This is a genomic window from Lentibacter sp. XHP0401, assembly GCF_025751535.1.
In the GTDB taxonomy this organism is placed as follows: Bacteria; Pseudomonadota; Alphaproteobacteria; order Rhodobacterales; family Rhodobacteraceae; genus Lentibacter.
In genome coordinates this window covers 1-20932 of sequence record NZ_JAOWLC010000003.1, presented here as the reverse complement: position 1 = coordinate 20932, position 20932 = coordinate 1, and the positions used below count along the sequence as shown (strand labels likewise).

The 20932-nt window shown below is 54.9% G+C and carries 17 protein-coding genes, 1 tRNA gene and 1 pseudogene; 13 read left to right on the top strand and 6 right to left on the bottom strand.

Annotation, left to right across the window (positions count from 1 at the left end):
* The first annotated feature begins 22 nt into the window (after window positions 1–22).
* From OE750_RS04920 to OE750_RS04910, 3 genes are read left to right on the top strand one after another with little or no spacing between them, the layout of a single operon-like run.
* Window positions 23–994 (top strand): ABC transporter permease, encoded by a 972-nt coding sequence (locus tag OE750_RS04920; RefSeq protein ID WP_263762066.1) that lies wholly within the window; start codon window positions 23–25, stop codon window positions 992–994.
* Entirely contained in the window at window positions 991–1830 is an 840-nt protein-coding gene (locus tag OE750_RS04915; RefSeq protein ID WP_263762064.1) for an ABC transporter permease, read from the top strand. The genes OE750_RS04920 and OE750_RS04915 overlap by 4 nt, the downstream gene beginning before the upstream one ends.
* Entirely contained in the window at window positions 1827–3449 is a 1623-nt protein-coding gene (locus OE750_RS04910) for an ABC transporter ATP-binding protein (RefSeq protein ID WP_263762062.1), read from the top strand. Before OE750_RS04915 ends, OE750_RS04910 begins: the two co-directional genes overlap by 4 nt.
* A gap of 59 nt (window positions 3450–3508) precedes the next feature.
* On the opposite strand, the gene OE750_RS04905 is transcribed toward OE750_RS04910, so the two are convergent.
* A tRNA-Arg gene (locus OE750_RS04905) sits at window positions 3509–3585 on the bottom strand.
* A gap of 111 nt (window positions 3586–3696) precedes the next feature.
* Between OE750_RS04905 and OE750_RS04900 the strand changes: the two genes are divergently transcribed.
* The 6 genes and pseudogenes from OE750_RS04900 to OE750_RS04875 all read left to right on the top strand — a co-directional run bounded on the left by OE750_RS04900 (window position 3697) and on the right by OE750_RS04875 (window position 10687).
* Window positions 3697–4722: a LacI family DNA-binding transcriptional regulator gene (locus OE750_RS04900; RefSeq protein WP_263762060.1), complete on the top strand. Its 1026-nt coding sequence runs from the start codon at window positions 3697–3699 to the stop codon at window positions 4720–4722.
* Window positions 4723–4809: 87 nt separating this feature from the next.
* Window positions 4810–5655 (top strand): flagellar motor protein MotB, encoded by an 846-nt coding sequence (locus OE750_RS04895; protein ID WP_263762058.1) that lies wholly within the window; start codon window positions 4810–4812, stop codon window positions 5653–5655.
* 108 nt (window positions 5656–5763) lie between these two features.
* On the top strand, window positions 5764–7065 hold the full coding sequence (locus OE750_RS04890) for a flagellar hook protein FlgE (RefSeq protein WP_263762056.1): 1302 nt from the start codon (window positions 5764–5766) through the stop codon (window positions 7063–7065).
* Between the two features lie 60 nt (window positions 7066–7125).
* Window positions 7126–8580, top strand: a complete 1455-nt coding sequence (flgK, locus tag OE750_RS04885; RefSeq protein WP_263762054.1) for a flagellar hook-associated protein FlgK — start codon at window positions 7126–7128, stop codon at window positions 8578–8580.
* The gene (locus OE750_RS04880) at window positions 8580–9587 is read left to right on the top strand and encodes a flagellin (RefSeq protein WP_263762051.1); all 1008 of its coding nucleotides are present in this window, start codon (window positions 8580–8582) and stop codon (window positions 9585–9587) included. The genes flgK and OE750_RS04880 overlap by 1 nt, the downstream gene beginning before the upstream one ends.
* 20 nt (window positions 9588–9607) lie before the next feature.
* A pseudogene (locus tag OE750_RS04875) lies at window positions 9608–10687 on the top strand (flagellar basal body P-ring protein FlgI).
* A 3-nt stretch (window positions 10688–10690) separates the two neighbouring features.
* Here the strand turns inward: OE750_RS04875 and OE750_RS04870 are convergent.
* Complete coding sequence (locus OE750_RS04870; protein ID WP_263762049.1) at window positions 10691–11284, bottom strand: DUF1285 domain-containing protein; 594 nt, start codon at window positions 11282–11284, stop codon at window positions 10691–10693.
* A 69-nt stretch (window positions 11285–11353) separates the two neighbouring features.
* On the opposite strand from OE750_RS04870, the gene OE750_RS04865 reads away from it, so the two are divergent.
* The 4 genes from OE750_RS04865 to OE750_RS04850 are packed head-to-tail and all read left to right on the top strand — an operon-like array spanning window position 11354 to window position 18010.
* Window positions 11354–12361: an AAA family ATPase gene (locus tag OE750_RS04865; RefSeq protein WP_263762047.1), complete on the top strand. Its 1008-nt coding sequence runs from the start codon at window positions 11354–11356 to the stop codon at window positions 12359–12361.
* Window positions 12358–13230, top strand: coding sequence for a DUF58 domain-containing protein (locus OE750_RS04860; RefSeq protein ID WP_263762045.1), 873 nt, complete (start codon window positions 12358–12360; stop codon window positions 13228–13230). Before OE750_RS04865 ends, OE750_RS04860 begins: the two co-directional genes overlap by 4 nt.
* Entirely contained in the window at window positions 13227–15971 is a 2745-nt protein-coding gene (locus OE750_RS04855) for a DUF4159 domain-containing protein (RefSeq protein WP_263762043.1), read from the top strand. The genes OE750_RS04860 and OE750_RS04855 overlap by 4 nt, the downstream gene beginning before the upstream one ends.
* On the top strand, window positions 15968–18010 hold the full coding sequence (locus OE750_RS04850) for a hypothetical protein (RefSeq protein WP_263762041.1): 2043 nt from the start codon (window positions 15968–15970) through the stop codon (window positions 18008–18010). Before OE750_RS04855 ends, OE750_RS04850 begins: the two co-directional genes overlap by 4 nt.
* 1 nt (window position 18011) lies before the next feature.
* On the opposite strand, the gene fliP is transcribed toward OE750_RS04850, so the two are convergent.
* From fliP to OE750_RS04830, 4 genes are all read right to left on the bottom strand, one after another.
* On the bottom strand, window positions 18012–18749 hold the full coding sequence (gene fliP, locus OE750_RS04845) for a flagellar type III secretion system pore protein FliP (RefSeq protein WP_263762038.1): 738 nt from the start codon (window positions 18747–18749) through the stop codon (window positions 18012–18014).
* Window positions 18749–19039 (bottom strand): FliM/FliN family flagellar motor C-terminal domain-containing protein, encoded by a 291-nt coding sequence (locus tag OE750_RS04840; protein WP_263762036.1) that lies wholly within the window; start codon window positions 19037–19039, stop codon window positions 18749–18751. The genes fliP and OE750_RS04840 overlap by 1 nt, the downstream gene beginning before the upstream one ends.
* A complete protein-coding gene (locus OE750_RS04835) occupies window positions 19032–19628 on the bottom strand; it encodes a hypothetical protein (protein WP_263762034.1) in 597 nt (198 codons plus the stop codon). The genes OE750_RS04840 and OE750_RS04835 overlap by 8 nt, the downstream gene beginning before the upstream one ends.
* Window positions 19628–20932 (bottom strand): flagellar M-ring protein FliF (locus tag OE750_RS04830; protein WP_263762032.1); only part of this gene is annotated, 1305 nt, incomplete at its 5' end. The genes OE750_RS04830 and OE750_RS04835, both read right to left, overlap by 1 nt.

Genomic DNA, 20932 nt, shown 5'->3' with positions numbered 1-20932 from the left:
ACACATAAACGGGGCGGACAGTGTGATACGTTTCATTTTGGGCAGGTTGGTCAAGGCGGTGTTTATCCTGCTGGCCATTCTTGTTTTCAACTTTCTGCTGATCCATGCCGCGCCGGGCGACCCTGCCGCTGTTATGGCTGGCGAGGCGGGTGCGGCGGATGAAAAATTCCTTACGGACCTGCGTGCGCGGTTTGGCCTTGACCAGCCGCTTTATGTGCAGCTTTGGATTTATATCAAAGGCGCAGTCCAGCTTGATCTCGGCTATTCTTTTCGCCAGCAGATGCCGGTTGCCGAGTTGATCGGTGACCGTTTGCCAGCAACGCTTCTGCTGACGGGGGTGGCTTTTGTGCTTTCGCTCGTGCTGGGTGTGATTGCCGGTGTGGCGGCGTCTGCGCGGCAGGGCAGCTGGGGCGATACGATCATCTCGACGCTCGCATTGCTCTTTTATGCCACTCCTTTGTTCTGGGTCGCGCTGATGGCGACTTTGGTGTTTTCGGTCTGGTTGGGATGGTTGCCAGGGTTTGGCTATTCGACCATTGGAGCGGGTTATACGGGGATGGCCCATGTTCTGGATGTGGCCAAGCATTTGGTGCTGCCAGCTTCGACGCTGGGGTTGTTCTTCATGGCGATTTATATGCGCATGACCCGTGCCTCGATGCTGGAAGTGTCACGGCTTGATTTTGTAAAGACTGCCCGCGCCAAGGGGCTGACCCGCGGTGTGATCCAACGGCGGCACATTTTGCGCAACGCGCTGTTGCCTGTCATTACGCTGGCGGGGCTTCAGGCAGGGCAAATCTTTGGCGGAGCGATCCTGACGGAGACTGTCTTTGCTTGGCCCGGTATCGGACGGCTGATGTTTGAGGCGATAAACCAGCGGGATTACAATGTGATCCTTGGGGTCTTTTACATTTCGGCAGCGATGGTCTTGCTGTTCAACCTGATCACGGATGTTGTCTATGTCATCGTCGATCCGCGGATAAGGCTTACAACATGAAGGATTTCTGGAAACGTTTTCGTTATAATCGCGGTGCTGTGATTGGCCTGTTCATTCTGGCTTTTGTGATCGCAACCGCCATTCTCGCACCAGTCCTTTTTCCACAAAGCCCGTGGAAGATGGTTCAGCGGCCCTTTCTGCCACCTTTTACGCAAGACGGGCTGATGCTTGGCACAGATGCGCTGGGGCGTGACGTGATGGCAGGGCTTGCCCATGGTGCTTATGTCAGCCTGCTTGTCGGGCTTGTCTCGACCATCGTGGCGCTGGCGATTGGTGTGCCTGTCGGCGCATTGGCGGGGTATTTTGCGGGGCGCACGGATGATGCGCTGATGCGATTTACCGAGTTTTTCCAAACGATCCCAAGCTTTGCTTTGGCTATTGTTCTTCTGGCGATTTTTCAGCCGAGTTTGACGTTTGTCATCATCGCTATTTCGATTGTTTCGTGGCCCCCCGTTGCACGGCTTGTGCGGGGCGAGGTTCTCTCCCTGCGCACAAGGGAGTTTGTGGAAGCTGCGACTCTTTCGGGCCTTGGCAACACTCAGATTATCCTGCGCCATATCCTGCCCAACGCGCTGCCGCCTATCATTGTGCTGGCGTCACTCATGGTGGCGCAGGCTATTTTGCTGGAAAGTTCGCTTTCGTTTCTGGGCCTAGGTGATCCGAACATCATGTCCTGGGGCTATATGATCGGCGCGGCGCGCACGGTTATCCGCACGGCATGGTGGCTTTCCTTCCTGCCCGGGATGGCGATTTTGTTGACTGTTCTGGCGCTTAACCTGATCGGCGAAGGCCTGAACGATGCGCTCAATCCGCGTTTGACAAGGAAATCCGAATGACCCTGCTGAGTATCCGTGACCTTGATATCGCTCTGCCTGTCGGGGCGGACCGATTGTATGCTGCCAAGCATATCAATTTTGATCTCGCGGCAGGTGAGATTCTCTGCATTGTCGGTGAGAGCGGGTCGGGTAAATCCATGTCTGCCAATGCGATCATGGGCTTGTTGCCACAGGGGGTGAAGCCTGTGAACGGCTCGATCACCTTTGATGGCAAGGAGATTTTAGGGCTGTCCGAGCGGGAGATGTTACCGCTACGGGGCGGGCGCATTTCGATGATCTTTCAGGAGCCTCTAAGTGCGCTTAATCCGCTGATGCGGGTCGGTGCGCAAATTGCCGAAGTGTTTGAAGCGCATGGTGCGCTGAACGGTGCGGAGCGCCGCGAACGGGCGTTGAAGTTGCTTGACGAGGTCGGCATCCCTGATCCCGATGCAGCAATCCGCGCGTATCCCTTCCAGCTTTCCGGCGGCCAACGCCAGCGCGTGATGATCGCGATGGCATTGGCGCTTGAGCCTGACATCCTCATCGCGGACGAGCCAACGACGGCGCTCGATGTGACGACTCAGGCGCAGATTCTCAAGCTGATCGAAGATTTGCGTAAATCGCGCGGGATGGCTGTTATCTTTATCACGCATGATTTTGGTGTTGTGGCCGATATCGCCGACCGTGTGATTGTTATGCAGAAAGGCGAGATTGTCGAAAGCGGCTCTGCGGATGATGTGTTGCTCAAGCCGCAGCACCCCTACACGCGTGCTTTGATTGATGCGATCCCGCGTCTGACGCGGGGCGGCGATGTTGAAGAGGTTAAGCATACGCCGATCCTGACGGTTGAGGGCCTGCAGAAGACGTTTTCAACGGGTTCGGGCACGCTTTTCGGCAAGCGGCGCGTTGTAAAGGCGGTGCAGGACGTGAGCTTTGAGCTATATGCCGGCGAGACCATCGGGATTGTGGGCGAATCCGGTTCGGGAAAATCTACCGTGGGCCGCTGTATTGTGCGCCTTCTTGACCCTGACGGGGGGCGTGTTTTGATGGACGGAGCCGACATTGCGCATATGTCTGGCGCGGAACTCCGCGATCAGCGCCGCAAGCTTCAGATGATTTTTCAAGACCCGTTTTCATCGCTGAATCCGCGGGCGAGAGTCTCTCGTATTTTGACAGAAGGGTTGATTGCTTTTGGCACACCCAAGGCGGATGCACAGACCAAGGCGCGCGAACTGCTTGAATTGGTCGGGCTGGATGCGTCGGCTATGATGCGGTTTCCGCATGAGTTCTCTGGCGGGCAGCGTCAGCGCATCGGTATCGCGCGGGCTTTGGCGCTTGATCCGTCGATCATTATCGCTGACGAGGCGGTCTCGGCGCTCGATGTTTCTATACAAGCGCAAGTGCTGGATTTGCTCGCCGAGCTAAAGGAACGCCTGCACCTTTCGATGCTGTTCATCACGCATGATCTGCGCGTCGCGGCGCGCATTTGCGACCGTATCATCGTTATGCAGAAAGGCCGCATTGTTGAAGCCGGGCCAGTGGGTAAAGTGCTGCACGACCCTGACACTGATTACACGCGCAGCCTGCTTGATGCGATACCGGGGCAAGACTACGAACGCGCCTTGGCCGAAGCCGAGTGAGGGCACTGTGGTAGGCTTGCGGTAAAAGACCACGCCTTGCGCAAGAGAGTTGTAAGAAATGGTGACCCCGGCAGGATTCGAACCTGCAACCTGCCCCTTAGGAGGGGGCTGCTCTATCCAGTTGAGCCACGGGGCCGTTTGGGGAGGTGCATAGCGGCTTGCGTTGGCTGTGTCAGCCCCAAAGCCGCTTGCGGGGGTTGAGGTGGGTGCGCTAACATCAGGATGCACCAATGTGAGGGTTTGCAACATGATGAAGCGCAGTGTTCGGCCCCTGACTTTGAGGGATGTGTCCGAAGCCTCTGGGGTATCGGAGATGACGGTGAGCCGTGTGCTCAGAAACCGCGGTGATGTCTCGGAAACGACACGGGAAAAGGTACTCGCGGCGTCCAAGCGGCTTGGGTATGTGCCCAACAAGATTGCAGGGGCATTGGCGAGCCAGCGGGTGAACCTTGTTGCCGTGATAATCCCTTCGATGAAAAACATGGTGTTTCCCGAGGTGCTTACGGGTGTGACTTCGGTGCTTGAAGACAGTGGGTTGCAACCTGTTGTGGGCATCACCGACTATTTGCCCGAGAAGGAAGAGAAAGTGCTTTACGAGATGCTTTCGTGGCGGCCTTCGGGGGTTATTATTGCGGGGCTTGAGCACTCGGACAATGCACGGGCGATGCTTGCGGCTTCGGGCATTCCTGTTGTCGAGATTATGGATGTGGACGGTGAACCTGTAGACACGGCTGTAGGGATTTCGCACCGCGCGGCGGGCCGCAAGATGGGTGAGGCGATTGTGGCTGCCGGACATAAGAGGGTTGCTTTTCTGGGGACAAAGATGCCTTTGGATCACCGCGCGCGAAAACGTTTTGAAGGCTTCACGCAAGCGCTTGCCAAGGCGGGTATCGAAATGGCGGATCAGGAGTTTTACTCAGGTGGGTCGGCTTTGGCCAAGGGGCGCGAGATGACGAAGGCAGTGCTGGAGCGCACGCCTGATCTTGATTTCATTTATTACTCAAACGACATGATCGGTGCGGGCGGCCTGCTTTATTGCCTTGAGGCGGGGATTGATGTGCCTGGCCGGATCGGGCTTGCGGGATTTAACGGGGTTGAGCTTCTGCAGGGCTTGCCAAAGGTGCTGGCGACTATGGATGCGTGCCGTGCCGAGATTGGCCGGAAAGCGGCGGAGATTATCCTTGCGCGCTCGGCTGATGAAAGTGCGCAGTTTGAGGAAAAGGTCGTGCTCACTCCGCGCATCGCACCGGGTGACACAATGCGGCCCTTATAGATCACGAAATTGCCTTGTTTTGTTAAGTGCTGGGTAAGCCTTGAGGCGTAGCTCTGGTGCTGGGTGAATAAACAAGGTGGTGGAGAGATGAGCACACATAGCAATGTGGCGCCAATCATCATCAAAAGAAAAAAGAAGGTTGTCGGCGGCGGGCATCATGGTGGTGCGTGGAAAGTTGCTTACGCTGACTTCGTGACAGCCATGATGGCGTTTTTTCTTTTGATGTGGCTATTGAACGCAACAACAGAACAGCAACGTAAAGGCGTGGCTGATTATTTCAGTCCGACGATACCAATCAATCGGGTTTCGGGCGGAGGCGATGGCAACTTCGGGGGTGACTCTGTCTTTTCGGAGGAGGTTTTGCCGCAGACGGGTACTGGTGCGAGCAGGCAGTTTCCCACGGCCTCACAGCAGGCGCGTGGAGAAATGGGCGTTGCAGAAGATTCTGAGAAAACCGCAGATACAGAGGCCGCTTTTCGGAAGATTGAAGAGGCGCTTATGGGACTTGGTGGAGAGAGCATGATCTCTGACGGGACGATGAAACACATCGTAACGCGGGTGACCGACGAGGGCATGATTATCGAGATTTTTGACGCTGGCGAAAGGGCGCTGTTTGAGGTGGGCACAGATGTTCCGACCTTTGTATTGCGCGATCTTGCTGATGTGATCGCGCGGGTGACTTTGCTGACAGAAAACAACATTGCCATTGGGGCGCATACCAAGGCGGAGCCTGTGGTGCTGGCTGATAACCCTGTTTGGAGCCTTTCATCGGAGAGGGCGAACCAAATGCGTATCATGCTGGAGGAACGCGGGATCAAGCGCGACCGTATTAAGCGCCAGACCGGTCATGCGGATAAATCCCCCGCTGTGGAGAACCGGATGGCAGCGCGCAACAACCGGCTTGAGATTGTCTTGTTAAGAACGGATCGTTGAAATTGTGTTGGATTTTAGACGTTAGGCCTGTGCTTGTTAGGCCTGTGTTAAGCGTGACGCCTTAAGACTGCTGCTTGATTGAGGTTGAGGCAGCAGAAAGGCGTATCCATGACAATTTCTTCTTCGCTTAATGCCGGTGTGGCAGGCTTGACGGCCAATGCGACGCGGCTCGCGACGATTTCGGACAATATCGCAAACTCGGCGACGTATGGCTACAAGCGCATGGAGGCGGATTTTCACTCCATGGTGATCTCCTCTACAGGCGGAACCTATTCGGCAGGCGGTGTGCGCACAACAACGCAGCGGTTGATTGACGAACGCGGCGCGCTTGTGGCGACATCGAACCCTACTGATCTCGCTGTTCGTGGAAACGGGCTTTTGCCTGTGGCACGCGATTCGGAGGTGAATGCAGGCAACGGACAGCCGCAGATGCTTTTGGCGACAACCGGTTCGTTCAGAACAGATTCAAGTGGTTATCTGCGCAGCGAGGCAGGACTCATTCTCATGGGCTGGCCCGCTTCTCCTGACGGGAGTATTCCAACCTACCCGCGAGACACATCTGACGGGTTGAAGCCAGTGCAGGTGAATGTGAACCAGTTCTCAGGCGAGCCAACCACGACGATTGACCTTGGTGTAAACCTCCCTGCGACTGCAACAGAGGCCGGCGCGGCGGGCACAAGCTCTGAACTGTCGATCGAGTATTATGACAATATGGGCACGTCAGAGAACATCTCGGTATCCTTTAGCCCCACCGTTCCTGGCGCGGGTGTGTCGAATGAATGGACGATGACGATCAGTGATTCAGCAAGCGCGGGGGCAGTCATCGGGGAATACACGCTGACATTTGATGACAGTCGGTCCGCGGGGGGCACCTTGGCCTCGGTTGCCACTGTTTCAGGTGGTGTGTTTGATCCTGCGACGGGCAACCTTGAAGTGATGGTCGCTGGCGGACCGATGGCCATCAACATTGGTATGATCGGCACTTCTGATGGGCTGACGCAGCTTTCAGACAGCTTTGCTCCTGTCTCAATTTCGAAAAACGGGACACCTGTAGGCAATATGACTTCGGTTGAGGTTGATCAGAACGGACTTGTGCACGCTTTCTTTGACACCGGTATTTCGCGTACGATCTACCAAATCCCGCTTGTGTCGCTTCCAAATCCCAACGGTATGGTCGCGCTTGATCAGCAGACATATCTACCTTCACCCGAGAGCGGATCATATTTTCTATGGGATGCCGGCGATGGTCCGACAGGTGATATAGTGGCTTATGCGCGTGAGGAATCTACCACTGACGTGGCTGGTGAGTTGACTGCAATGATCGAGACGCAACGGGCCTACACCTCTAACGCCAAGGTGATTCAGACGGTAGATGAGATGCTGCAAGAAACCGCAAATATCAAACGATGAACCGCTCGGCTCGCGGCATGATGCGGCGCGCCCTTTTCATTAGAAAACCGAGGTAGTGACATGTCTTTATCTGGAGCTCTTTCCAATGCAATTAGTGGCTTGACTGCTGCGTCGCGTTCTGCGGGCGTTGTTTCTTCGAATTTGGCCAATGTGATGACTGAAGGTTACGCGCGGCGTGATGTTGAGCTTGAAGCCCAGATTGCACGCGGTGGTGGTGTAAGTGTCGTTTCAACAGTTCGGTTTCGTGATCCGATGATTTTGTCTGAAATGCGCACGGCGACAGCCGATCGCTCGGCCTCGGCCAGTTTGGCTGGATTTTACAGCAAGGTCGAGCAACTGGTTGGAACGCCAGACGATGCAAGTTCATTGACTGCAAAGATGGCTGATCTTGAGGCTTCTTTACTGTCGGCGGCAAGCCGCCCGGATTTATCGGGACGGTTGGACCAGGTTGTCCGCGATGCTCAGACAGTTGCACAGGTTTTGGCCACGGCCTCGCAAGGAGTGCAAGATGCACGTGTTGCGGCTGACCGGAATATCGCTGCGGGTGTAAACGAGCTTGATGCAAAACTTGTGCAAGTACAGGAACTGAGTGTGCAAATTGCTGGTGGCTCAGTTGCCAAGCGAGACGTTTCCTCCTTGATCGACATTCGGGAGAAACTGATCAGCGAGATTGCAGAATGGATTCCTGTGAAGGAAATGCGGAGGCCCAATCAGGGAGTTGCACTCTATAGCACAGGTGGCGTGCTTTTACTTGATGGCTCGGCTGCGCAACTCTCGTTTGCCAATGCGCATACGATTGTGCCGCATATGACAGAGCAAGGCGGACATCTTTCAGGCATAGCGATCAATGGCGTTGACGTTTCGGTTGATCCTCAGCAGGGCCCATTGCGGGGGGGCAAGCTTGCGGCGCTATTTGAAATTCGCGATCAGGCGTCTGTTGCAGCACAAAGCGAACTTGACGCTATTGCGCGTGATCTGGGGGAACGGTTTCAGGCGGCAGGTCTTGATGCGACGCGAGCAACGGGTGATCTGGGTTTGTTTACGGATGGCGGCGCTTTCGTCGACCCCGCCAATGAAGTTGGGCTTGCGGGGCGGTTGACAGTGAATGTCGCAGTCGACAGTGCACAAGGTGGTACCAGCTGGCGGTTGCGTGACGGTTTGGGCGCAGCTGCGCCAGGACCTGTTGGCAACGCAGAACTTTTGCAAGAGATGTCGGATGTATTGAGCGCACGACGCAGCCCGCTTTCTGGCGGTTATGCAGGGCAAGAAAATTCGGCATCGGGCCTTGTGGGACTTCTGACAAGTAAGTTTGGTGCAGAGCGCCTTGGGGCTGAGCAAGATCTTACTTTTGCTGCGACGCGTGCGACCGAGGCCGAGATGTTCTTGATGGAGGATGGCGTTGATTCTGATCAGGAAATGCAAAAGCTGATGTTGATTGAACAGGCTTATGCCGCCAATGCGCGGGTTTTGCAGACAGTTGATGATATGATGAATGCCTTGATGGGAGCCATCTGATGAGCACACTTTCGATTGGTGATTTGGCACAATCTGTCTATCTGCGACGCCAGAACGTTGAGCTGAAAACCGAAATGGCGCGCCTCACAAGTGAGCTTTCCAGCGGTAAGGTGCAGGATGTGACCGAACATTTGGGGGGCGATGTCACTTACCTGACGGATATCGAACGCAACATGCGACTGAACAATGTTTTTGAAAGGTCAACGCAAGAAGCTGCAAGCTATACTGCGACAATGCAGGCGAGCCTTGGATATTTACAAGAAACGGTTGGCAATTTGGCTCATGAAATTCTGAGCCTTGGCGCGCAAGGGATGAGTTCGACACATCAACATTTGGGTGCAACGGCGCGCTCAGCCATGGACGCTGTGATTTCTACGCTCAATACAGCTATCGGAGGGCGCTCATTATTTTCTGGAAGCGCAACTGACAGCACAGCGCTGCAAGACGCAGAGACAATCCTTGCCGATCTGCAGACTGGGATTTCAGGACAGAGCACTTTGGCGGGTGTTGAGGCTGTTCTGGACGGCTGGTTTGATATCGGCGGCGGTTTTGATAGCGTTGCTTACGCGGGTGGGGCAGATCATTTGGCGCCATTTCAACTTGGAAATGGGGAACGTATTGATCTCAGTATCAAGGCTGATGGTGTTGTTTTTCGGGAGGCTCTGAAGGCGGTGGTGATGGCTGTTTTGTCTCAGGATAAAACGCTAGGGTTTACGGGCGAAGTTCGTTCGCAAATGCTTGCGCGATCTGGCGAGCTGGGCATCGGGGCAAACGATACTTTGACTGCCACCCGGGCAACACTTGGCCATGCCCAGGCACGGATCGAAGAAGCTGGAGCACGGCTTTCAGCCCAGAAAACAAGCCTTGAGATTGCACGGAACGGGCTTCTTTCGGCAGATCCATACGATACGGTGGTGCGACTGGAAGAAACACAATTCAGGCTGGAAAGCCTCTACACTGCTACATCGCGCCTATCACAGCTTTCACTCGTGGGGTTTTTGAAATGATCAGGCTTTTGGCGCTTTTCATGTCCTTTTTCGCATGGTTAGGGGCTGCAGCCGCCGGTGATGTGCGGATAAAAGACCTTGTCGAGTTTGATGGTGTGCGGGGTAATGACCTTATCGGATACGGGCTTGTTGTTGGACTCAATGGTACGGGTGACGGGATCAGGAACGCGCCGTTCACCGAAGAAATCATGTCGAACATTCTGGAACGTTAGGGCGTGAACGTAAGCGGTGAACAATATCGGCCAAAGAATGTTGCGGCAGTTTTTGTGACTGCTGAACTGCCTGCCTTTTCACGCGCTGGTTCGACTATAGACATCAATGTATCGGCTATCGGAGATGCCAAAAGCTTGCTTGGGGGAACGCTGATCATGACGCCATTAAATGCGGCGGACGGGCAAATTTACGCAGTGGCCCAAGGCACGATTATTGCCGGCGGTGCTGCGGCTGAAGGCGATGCTGGCGGTGTTGTGAAGGGTGTTCCGACAGCGGGAGTCATTCCTTCCGGTGCACGTGTGGAGCGAGAGGTCGAATTTGAATTAGCGTCCATGGACACGTTACGCCTTGCTCTGCGGGAGGCCGATTTTACCACCGCAGGACGGATAGAGACGGCGATTAACCGTAGCTTTGGCAAGCGTGTTGCTGTGATGCTGGATTCGGGGACCGTGAAGATTGATGTTAAATCAACTGGACGGCGTTCGACTGCACATGCGATTGGGCAAATCGAGAATATTCTTGTGCGCCCGGAGCGGCGCGCGCGGGTCGTTGTTGATCAACGCTCAGGAACAATAGTCATGGGAGAGGATGTGCGCATATCGCGTGTTGCTGTCAGTCAGGGGGGATTGACGTTGCGCATTCAGGAGGCGCCGATCGTGGTGCAGCCCAATCCCTTTTCGGAAGGGGAAACTGTGATCGTGCCGCGCACAAATGCTGCGATTGATGAGGAGCCGGGGATCAGTCTTGCAGAAGTGCCGGATGGCACAACGCTGTCCGAGGTAATTGCCGGCCTCAATGCCTTGGGTGTGCAACCTCGAGATATGATCGACATATTAAAAAGCATCAAAGCAGCGGGTGCCCTTCATGCAGAGTTTATCGTGCATTAGAGCCTAATCAATCAATTCAGCCGAAGGGATTACAGGAAAGAACTGCCCGCACGACCAAAGGCCAAACCAGCGGCTGCCTTCGTGCTCTTCGTGTGTTCCGATTTCCACAAGGCGGTAGAAACTTTTGCGATCAATCAGGGCTTCGAGATTTGCGCGCACGGTTATGTAAGGTGAAGGCTCGCCTGTTTTGGTGTCACGCTCGACACGGATAGGCGCTTCCTTGCCGGCACAAACTGTATCGCCAACGTTGGTGCGAAATGTTAGGGTCTGTGACCGGCCTTTGCCCTCAACGTCGAAGTCAATGGCGACAAAGGGGGCGTCATCGACTGTTATGCCAACTTTTTCGACAGGTGTAACAAGCACATAGCCGTCGCCATCTTTGCGCAGAATCATTGAAAAAAGCCGGACCAGTCCGGGGCGGCCAATTGGTGTGCCAAGGTAAAACCAGGTACCGTCGCGGGCGATGCGGATATCAAGATCGCCGCAGTGTGGGGGATTCCAGAGATGAACCGGAGGAAGGCCGCGGCCTTTGCTTGCGGCTCGTGCCGAGGTGGCAAGGTCTTCGGCATTCGGTATCACGGGATTTTGTCCGCTCATTGTTTTTGCCATTTGTAACTTTGTGTTTAGACTGAGACACAAACGTAGTGTTTCATTTGGAGAATTGCCATGGCTGATGCGGAGAGTCTGCTTGATGAGATCGAAGCGCTGGAGGCGCGGCTGGCAGAGGCTAAGGCGCAAATCACGCGCAAGTTTATCGGGCAGGAGCGGGTTGTGGACCTTACGCTGTCGGCGCTTTTATGTGGTGGGCACGGATTGCTTATTGGCTTGCCCGGCCTTGGAAAAACGAGACTTGTAGAAACCCTTGCAACGGTGATGGGCCTTGATGGAAAGCGCGTGCAATTTACGCCGGATTTGATGCCAGCGGATATTCTTGGTTCGGAAATTCTGGAGACTGGCAAGGATGGCAGTCGTGCGTTCAAGTTTATCGAGGGGCCAATTTTTTGCCAATTGTTGATGGCGGACGAGATCAACCGTGCCAGCCCCAGGACCCAATCTGCGTTGTTGCAGGCGATGCAGGAGCGACAAGTAACGGTTTCAGGGCAGACGCGGGATCTGGCCAAACCGTTTCATGTGCTGGCAACGCAAAACCCGATTGAGCAGGAGGGCACCTACCCTTTGCCTGAAGCGCAGCTGGATCGCTTTCTGGTGCGTATTGATGTGGGTTATCCTGACCTTGAAACGGAGCGTGAGATTTTGCTTTCGACAACGGGCGAAGCCGAATGTGAGGCGGAAAATGTGTTCTCGGCTGACGAGCTTTTGGCCGCGCAGGCGCTCCTCAGGCGTATGCCTGTGGGTGAAGGTGTGATGGAAAGTATACTTGATCTTGTGCGCGCCTTTCGGCCTGAAAGTGACAGCGCTTCGGAGGCTGTGCTCGAAAGCGTTGCTTGGGGACCGGGGCCACGGGCAAGTCAGGCTTTTATGATGACCGTGCGTGCGCGGGCTCTTCTTCAGGGGCGGCTTGTACCGGATGCGTCAGATGTGATTGCAATGGCGAAGCCCGTGCTTAAACACCGTATGGCGCTGAATTTTGCGGCATTGGCACGCGGGGAAAGCCTTGATGCGCTGATCGATGCCGAAATTTGTAAAAGCGCGGGATTGAAAGACGCAGCATGAGCGAAGCGCTGCCATTGCGAAGCCGCGCCGAAACAGCGACGGCGAACCTCGCGCCGCTTTTGGCGCGGGCTGAACATTTGGCTTCAGCGGTAATGCCGGGCGGGCACGGGCGCAGGCGTGCCGGTGCAGGTGACGACTTTTGGCAGTATCGGCCTATGCAGGCCGGAGACACATTGAGGATGGTCGATTGGCGGCGTTCGGCCCGATCTGATGCGCAATATGTGCGGCAGCGGGAATGGCAAATTTCGCAGTCGGTTTTCTTTTGGGTGGACCGGGCGCGCTCGATGCAGTTTGCGAGTGCACCTAAGCTGCCGCAGAAGATGGATCGGGCACAGCTTGTGAGCCTTGCAGTAGCAATTTTGCTGTCACGGGGCGGGGAACGGATTGGGCTTTCGGGAGAAGACTTGCCGCCGCGTGCCGGCTCAAAGCAATTGCAGCGCTTTGCCGAATTGCTTGCAGAGCCCAGAGGTGAGGACTACGCGACGCCACAAATTGGCGCAGTGACGAAAAATTCTTTTGTCATTTTTGTTTCGGATTTTCTGGGAGATATCGATGCGGTTGAAGCTGCTTTACGAGAGGCTTCTTCCAAGGGCGCGCGCGGTGTTTGTTTGCAGGTTCTAGACCCTGTGGAAGAGAGCTTTCCGTTCCGCGGGCGGGCGGTGTTTAACTCGGTTGGTGGTTCGCTGAGCCATGAAACCCTGCAAGCTGCAGACCTTTCGGAGCGGTATCTTCAGCGGCTCGCAGAGCGCAAGGCGCGCTTGCAGGCAATATGCCAGCGGACCGGATGGACCTTTGCTACGCATCATACGAATGAAAGTGCACAATCGGCTGTTATGTGGCTTTACAATATGATCGAAGGCCCGAAATGAGCGTTGGTTCGATATTTTTTACGGCGCCATATATTTTACTGGCGCTGCTGGCATTACCGATTCTTTGGATATTGCTTCGCGCTGTGCCGCCCGCGCCAATAAGGCATTTGTTTCCTGCGGTGGCTTTACTCATTGGTCTGAAGGATGAAGACACGAGTGCCGACCGCACGCCTTGGTGGCTCTTGCTTTTGCGCATGTTGGCGGTTGCTGCTGTGATCGTCGGATTGGCGGCACCTGTTTTGAATCCTCAAGGAAAGACTGTTTCCAGCGGATCGCAGCGGCTTCTGGTTGTGCTGGACGCGAGTTGGGCGAGTGCAGCGGACTGGGCGCAAAGGCAGCAATATCTGGAGCGGGTGCTAAAGGATGCAGCGCAAGACGAACGGGTGGTTGCTTTACTGAGCCTCACACGGCCCGAGCCTGTGGAATTTCTGGCTGCGCAAACTTGGGTACGCGGGCTTGCGGGTGTTGAGCCTGAAAGCTGGGAGGCGGCTGATGTTGAACGCGTGGCTGCCATTTTGCCTGAGGGAGACTTTGATACGCTTTGGTCGAGTGACGGGCTGATGCGCGAAAGCAAAATGGATTTGCTCGCATTGTTTGAGGAACGTGGCTCGGTTGAAGTGATCGAGGGCAGGGCTCCTCTTTATGCATTGAGCTTGAGCAAGGGTGAAGAGCGCGGTGTTGGGCTTAATGTTAAACGCTTACGCTCCGGCAATGCGCAGGAGGTGGTTTTGCAAGCCATTGGGCCCGACCCAGCCGGAGTTGAACGTGTATTGGATGAATTTGGCATTGATTTACTTGCGGGGGAAAACGAACTTGAAACAAGTTTTGCCTTGCCGGCTGAACTTCAAGCGCGTGTTACCCGTTTTGCAATCAAAGGGGCTGGTCATGCGGGAGCCGTCGTGTTGACAGACGATAGCCTGAGGCGGCGTGATATTGCATTGGTGGATACGCGCATCAATCGTGAAGGATTGGAGCTGCTTTCTCCGTTGCACTATATTGAGAAAGCTCTCTCTGCGTCAGCCAATATCCGGTCCGGTAGCCTTGAGGAGCTTTTACCCGCGAAGCCGGATGTTGTGATTTTGGCCGATATTGCCGAGCTGACAGAGACTGACGAGGCCGCGCTTAAGGAATGGGTAAATGAGGGCGGCTTGCTTGTGCGTTTTGCCGGGCCGAGGCTTGCCGCCAGTGAAGTGAGCCGGGAGGAGGAGCACCCGTTGATGCCTGTGCGTTTGCGTGCAGGAGGGCGGTTTGTCGGGGGCGCGATGAGTTGGGGCGAGCCCAAAACTCTTGCAGAATTCGAGCGCGGGTCGCCGTTTTTTGGACTGAATGTTGACGACGAGTTGAGCGTTTCAGCGCAGGTTGTAGCCCAACCTGACCCGCAACTTGCAGAGCGCGTGATTGCGCGGTTGAGTGACGGAACCCCGCTCGTAACGCGCAAGGCGCTAGGGCAAGGAGAAGTTGTTCTGTTTCATATTTCTGCAAATGCGGAATGGTCGAATCTACCACTTTCGGGGCTTTTTGTGCGAATGCTTGAGCGGTTATCTGTGGCTGCCTCAAGTGCGTCTCTTGATATGGGCGAGCTAGAAGGAACGATCTGGAATCCTGTAAAGACGCTGGACGGGTTTGGCCGATTGAAAGATGCAAAGAATCTGTCAGGCGTTGCGGGGCCAGACCTCATGACAAAAGCGTTCGGCCCCGAGCTTCAGCCAGGGCTTTATGAAGGGCCAGGGCGGCGCGTGGCGCGAAATGTGATTGCGCAGGGGAGGGAGATCGAGCCCGCAAGCTGGCCTGCGAGTGTTATACGTAGTGACTATGATGGGCCTCGGGAGCGTGTTTTGGGCGGGCCGCTGTTTGCGCTAGGGTTGCTTGCTTTGGCGCTGGATATATTGGCGACACTGCTTCTTTCAGGGCGGTTGCGACAGCCTGCCATGGCTGTGTTTGCTTTGTTGCTTTGCACCGCAGGGACCGGTGCTGATGCGCAGGATGAGCAGCGTGCTATCAGTGCCACCGATGAAATTGTTTTGGCACATGTCCTGACGGGGGATGCGCGGATTGATGAAGTTGCGCGTGCGGGGCTTGTTGGTTTGTCGGACACCTTGTTTTTCCGAACATCCATTGAACCCAATCTGCCACAATCTGTTGATCTGGAGCGTGACGAGCTTGCCTTTTATCCTATGCTTTATTGGCCAGTTTCGCCTGATCAGGCAAGCCCATCGGAGGCCGCGTATACCAAACTCAACGCCTATTTGCGCGCTGGTGGGCTGATATTGTTTGATACTCGTGATTCTGATGTGGCTCGGTTTGGCGCTGCAAGCCCTGCGGGACGTGCGCTGCGCAGGTTGGCCGGGCCGCTGGATATTCCCGAGCTGGAGCCGCTTCCTGAAGATCATGTTTTAACGCGCACCTTCTATCTTTTGCAGGATTACCCTGGACGTCATGGCAGCCGTGATGTCTGGGTGGAGGCCTCACCACCTGAGGCGACCCGTGCGGAAGGGATGCCTTTTCGAAACTTGAATGACGGGGTGACACCTGTTGTGATTGGCGGAAATGATTGGGCTGCGGCTTGGGCAGTTGATGCGCGCGGTGCACCCCTTCTGCCGATCGGTCGGGGCTTCTCAGGAGAACGGCAAAGAGAACTGGCCTTTCGCTTTGGTGTTAACCTTGTGATGCATGTGCTGACGGGCAACTACAAATCGGATCAGGTTCATGTGCCTGCACTTTTGGAAAGGCTGGGGCAATGAGCCTGGGAGTGATATTTGATCCGCTTTTGAGCTGGCCGGTTTGGTGGGGTTTGGCTGCTCTTTCGGGCTTTGCTGTTGGCCTTGGTTTTTTTCGGGGGTTAGCAGGTGCGTGGTTACGTGCCATGGCCGCGGCACTTGTGCTGGCTGTATTGGCAGGGCCTGTCCTTCAGCAGGAAGAACGTGAAGCACTCAGTGATATTGTATTTGTTGTTACGGATCGGAGTGCCAGTCAGAAGCTTGGTCGAAGGGTCGAACAAACAGACCAAACCGAGGCAGATGTATTACAGAAATTGCGCGCGCGCGCGAACACAGATGTGCGGCAGATCGTTGTAGGTGACGGGACAGGCGATGCCGGCACGCAGGTGATGAGCGCGATTGCGCGCGCCCTGGCCGAGGAGCCACGTAGCCGTGTGGCGGGAGCCCTGGTGATAAGTGACGGGTTGGTGCATGATCTGGAGGCCACGCCCGAGATGCCAGCTCCTTTGCACTTACTTAAGACTGGCGAACGGGCTGATTGGGACCGTCGTTTGAGAGTTGAGAATGCGCCAGCTTTTGCGATTATTGGTGAGCCGGTCGAACTGACGTTGAGAATTGAAAATGAAGGTGCCGCGCCTGAAGCGGACAGCTTTACGCAACTCTCGATTTCGATTGGAGCTGAAGAACCGATAAAGTTTGATGTTCCTATCGGTCGCGACATTAGTGTGCCTGTGAGTCTTCCACATGGCGGGCGTAATGTAATCAAGTTTGATATTCCTGAAGGCGAGGGGGAACTGACCGGGCGGAACAACAGTTATCTCCTCGAGATAAACGGGGTGCGCGACCGGCTGCGTGTTTTGCTTGTTTCGGGAGAGCCACATGCAGGTGGCCGCACTTGGCGTAATTTGCTCAAATCGGATAGTTCTGTTGATCTGGTTCATTTCACAATTTTGAGGCCGCCAGAAAAGCAAGACGGTGTCCCTGTCGGCGAGCTTTCTCTCATCGCATTTCCAACGCGTGAGCTTTTTATCGACAAGATCAAAGACTTTGATTTGATTATTTTTGACCGCTACAAACGGCGGGGTATTCTTCCTGCGGCGTATCTCGACAACGTTCGCGACTACGTTGAGACAGGAGGTGCTGTGTTGATTGCCGCAGGGCCCGATTTTGCTTCGGCAGATAGTATTTATCGCTCACCCTTGGGACAGATTGTGCCGGCAAGCCCGACTGCGCGGGTTATCGAGCAGGCCTATCGACCAACCGTTACCGAGACAGGAGGGCGCCATCCTGTGACGCGTGCACTTGATGATGGCAACTGGGGGCGTTGGATGCGACAGATCGAGCTTGAGGATGTTCGCGGTGATGTGCTCATGGAGGGCTTTGAGGGGCGGCCGCTGCTGGTGCTGGATCGTGTCGGAGAAGGGCGCGTGGCACTTCTTGCATCGGACCATGCCTGGCTATGGGCACGCGGATATGAGGGCGGTGGCCCACAACTCGAGTTGTTACGCAGGCTTTCTCACTGGATGATGAAAGAGCCCGAGCTTGAAGAAGAAGCCCTTTCGGCAGAGGCGATTGAAGGTGGTTTACGAATTAGGCGGAGGAGTCTTTCTGATGCACCTGATAGTGTAACCGTTACGCGCCCTTCTGGTGAAACGGCTAAGGTGATGTTGCAAGAAGTGAGCCCAGGTGTGTTTGAAGCGGACATTGGTGCGGATGATGCAGGGCTTTACCGGCTTGAAGACAATGAGTTGGCCTCTGTTGTAGGCCTTGGGCCTGCATCGCCACGAGAGTTTGTTACGACCATTGCCAGCGCGGACGTGCTTGCACCGCAGATTGCTTTACGACAAGGCGGTGCGATCAGTATAGAAGACGGGTTTCCGAGCTTTAGGAATGTGCGCGAAGGACGCAATGCGGCGGGCGCGCGCTGGCTTGGACTGACGCCGCGGGGGGCTTATGAAACAATCGGGCTCAAGCAGTATCCGTTGATGCCACCTTGGGGCGCGCTGATGATTTTTGCAACTTTCATTATTGGGGGCTGGTTGCGAGAGGGCCGGCGGCGCTAAGCTAGAAATAGCTGCGCACCAACCCTTCGGTGAGCAGGCGCCAACCGTCTGCCAAAACAAAGAACGATAGCTTGAACGGCAGTGCGACGACAGCAGGCGGGACCATCATCATGCCCATCGACATGAGAATGGCGGCAACGACCAAATCAATGATCAGGAAAGGTACGAAGATCAGAAAGCCTACCTGAAAAGCACGCGCAACTTCGGACAACATGAAGCTTGGAATAATAACAGAGAGCGGGGCATCAGCGCTTGGACTGAGTGAAGCCATTTCGGGACGCAGAGACGCTATCGAAGCAAAAGTTTCGGGGTCTACTCTTCCGATCATAAAGTGACGAAACGGGTCTGCTACTTTAGGAAAAGCTTCTGTCATGGTGAGTTCTTCACGGGTGAGCGGCTCGATTCCTTCAGTCCAAGCCTGCATGAAAACCGGCTCCATTATGAAGTAGGTCAGAAACATTGCGAGGCTGACAAGGAGCATGTTTGGCGGAGACTGTTGAAGGCCTATCGCTTGTCTGAGAATGGACAGTACGGTGACGAGAAAAGGAAAGCACGTCACCATTATTGCAAGACCCGGGGCAATACTGAGAACTGTTATCAACAGTATAAGCTGCACGGAACGCCCGGAAAGAGATGCACCTTCACCTAAGGAAACGGAGAACTCCTGAGCCAGAAGCGGATCTGCAAAGAAGCCGAACACACCTCCAAGCAGGAGGATATAGCTTGGGCGTAACTTCATCAACTCAATGGCTTTCCAGCTTCGGCGATTTGGGTGATGCGCACAGCCAATTGGCCCGCCTCCTCGCCTTCAAGCTCTTCCAATTCGCCACGGGCAACAAGCCTGTCACCGACGAAAAGCTCGACGAGGTCGTCGACACGGGTATCAAGCGGGAGAACTGCATTCTCGCCGAGTGCGAGCAGATCACGGATGAGAGGTCGGGCTTTGCCGACGGACACGGTCATCTCGATGGGAACGGTTGCGAAGAGGCCGCCGCTTTCAGTTTTGGGTGTATCGGAAGTTTCAGCCATCTATCGGCTCCCTGTTAAGATCATCAAAGTAACTTTGGATGAGCGTGCGGACTTGAGTGGCAAATGCCGAGGCATCTATCTCTCGCTCACTATCGACAAATCGCAGATTGATTTGGCCCTCTGAAAAGGTGCTTTCAGCACCGAGTGTAATAGTGAGGCCTGTGCTCCGCGGTAGAGCGCTTTTAAGCATCGCAAGTTTGCGCGGGTGGCAGATTATATGAACAGTGCAGCCTGCATGTGACTTGGCAATTTTTGTAACCTCGCTGTTGATTTTTTTGCTGAGACTTTCACTGTCGAGACCTTCCAGTACCGTGCCAACGAGTTGGCACACCAGAGGCTCAAGGGAGCGGATCACGGCTGTATACGCTTCCTGGTATGTGAAGGTCAGCTCGCGCAGATTTTGTGCGAAGTCTTCACTTAACGCAGAGCCCGAGGTGAGTGCTGCTTTGTGGCAATCATCCCAACCGGCTTTGTATCCACTTTCAAAGACTTCAAGCTCATGGTCTGCGAGGCTGTCCTCCATGGAAAGGCCCGTTGCACCATTGGCGCCGGCTCCCTCAAAGGCTTCAAGGAGATGCGAAATCGTCATCAGACCTTCTCCTCTTTGTTTTCGAGCCAGTTGCGCAGTATTTGCACGGTTTCATCCTGCCGTTCGGCGATCAGATTGCGCAGGCGTTCAACCGGATCTTCTTCGGGCTTTGCGGAATTGCTCGGCAAAGTGTTTCTTGTTGTGTAGTCAACGGCACCTATTCCTTCGTTTTCATCAGCGATCTCTCCTGTAAGCGGCTTGGGAGCATTGCTGTTATACGCAAGGCTTGGAGTGGGTGAGGGAAGGCTGGAAGGGGCGGGTTTGGTAAGAATTGGGCGGAGCACAAATAGCCCCAAGACCAGAGAGACAAGGGCTAACACACCCATTTGAATAATCGACATGGCATCCAGAGCCATAGAGCTCATGAACGAAGATGTGGCCTCTGTCCCGGCCGAGCTTAAAGGTTGAAATTGAAGGGATTTGATCGTGATGACATCACCTCTGGCCTCATCAAAGCCGACAGCGGAGGACACGAGTTCCTTTAGATCAGAAATTTCTTCGGCGGCGCGTGGCTCAAATATGGTTTGCCCTTCAGAATTGATGACTTCCGCACCATTAACGAGAACTGCAACGCTCAGTCGCTTGACAGCACCTGCTGCGCGAGTGACTTCCCGGAGCGTTTCGGATACTTCGTAGTTTACTCGCTCGCGGGTTTCTGTGTTTTGGCTTGAGTTACCGTCTCCGCTAGCTCCAGCTGCACCATCGGGAAGATTTGAAGCCACAGTAACATCACCACCTGGCGCTTCGGTTGAGTTCCCCGAGCGTTCTTCTGTATCGGTGCTGATGGCAACGCGGCTTTCGGGATCAATCAGGGTTTCACGAATTGATTCGGTCTCTGTTATTGTTTCAACACTTACTTCAACAACTGCGTTTCCGTATCCGACGCGCGCTTCGATTAGGTTCTGCACTTTTGCGCGTAAGGCCTCAGCTTTGTCTTGCCCCGCTTCAGAGGTTGTTGCTTCATCACCTGTTCCGATGAGGCCGCCTTTGTCATCAATGACGGTTACGTTTTCGGCGGGCAGTCCGGCTACGGCAGAAGCCACCAGATAGCGCAACGCTTTAGCGTGCTTTATCGGCAAGGAGCCATCAACGGCTGTTACTGAAACCGAAGCAGATGGCTCGGCATTTTTTTGAAAAGGGTTGCGAGAACTGTTTGCGATGTGAACACGGGCTGCTGAAACGAGGGGGCTGGCAGCGATAGTGCGGGCCAGCTCGCCTTCTTTTGCCTGTCTGACGTCAGCGCTTATGGGTCCAAATAGCGTTATTTGATAAGAGAGTGTTGTTGGCTCATCATAACCACTGAG

Coding starts and splice junctions, on each gene's coding strand:
- OE750_RS04915 (WP_263762064.1), top strand. CDS start 991: ATGAAGGATTTCTGGAAACGTTTTCGTTATAATCGCGGTGCTGTGATT.
- OE750_RS04910 (WP_263762062.1), top strand. CDS start 1,827: ATGACCCTGCTGAGTATCCGTGACCTTGATATCGCTCTGCCTGTCGGG.
- OE750_RS04900 (WP_263762060.1), top strand. CDS start 3,697: ATGATGAAGCGCAGTGTTCGGCCCCTGACTTTGAGGGATGTGTCCGAA.
- OE750_RS04895 (WP_263762058.1), top strand. CDS start 4,810: ATGAGCACACATAGCAATGTGGCGCCAATCATCATCAAAAGAAAAAAG.
- OE750_RS04890 (WP_263762056.1), top strand. CDS start 5,764: ATGACAATTTCTTCTTCGCTTAATGCCGGTGTGGCAGGCTTGACGGCC.
- flgK (WP_263762054.1), top strand. CDS start 7,126: ATGTCTTTATCTGGAGCTCTTTCCAATGCAATTAGTGGCTTGACTGCT.
- OE750_RS04880 (WP_263762051.1), top strand. CDS start 8,580: ATGAGCACACTTTCGATTGGTGATTTGGCACAATCTGTCTATCTGCGA.
- OE750_RS04870 (WP_263762049.1), bottom strand. CDS start 11,284: ATGAGCGGACAAAATCCCGTGATACCGAATGCCGAAGACCTTGCCACC.
- OE750_RS04865 (WP_263762047.1), top strand. CDS start 11,354: ATGGCTGATGCGGAGAGTCTGCTTGATGAGATCGAAGCGCTGGAGGCG.
- OE750_RS04860 (WP_263762045.1), top strand. CDS start 12,358: ATGAGCGAAGCGCTGCCATTGCGAAGCCGCGCCGAAACAGCGACGGCG.
- OE750_RS04855 (WP_263762043.1), top strand. CDS start 13,227: ATGAGCGTTGGTTCGATATTTTTTACGGCGCCATATATTTTACTGGCG.
- OE750_RS04850 (WP_263762041.1), top strand. CDS start 15,968: ATGAGCCTGGGAGTGATATTTGATCCGCTTTTGAGCTGGCCGGTTTGG.
- fliP (WP_263762038.1), bottom strand. CDS start 18,749: ATGAAGTTACGCCCAAGCTATATCCTCCTGCTTGGAGGTGTGTTCGGC.
- OE750_RS04840 (WP_263762036.1), bottom strand. CDS start 19,039: ATGGCTGAAACTTCCGATACACCCAAAACTGAAAGCGGCGGCCTCTTC.
- OE750_RS04835 (WP_263762034.1), bottom strand. CDS start 19,628: ATGACGATTTCGCATCTCCTTGAAGCCTTTGAGGGAGCCGGCGCCAAT.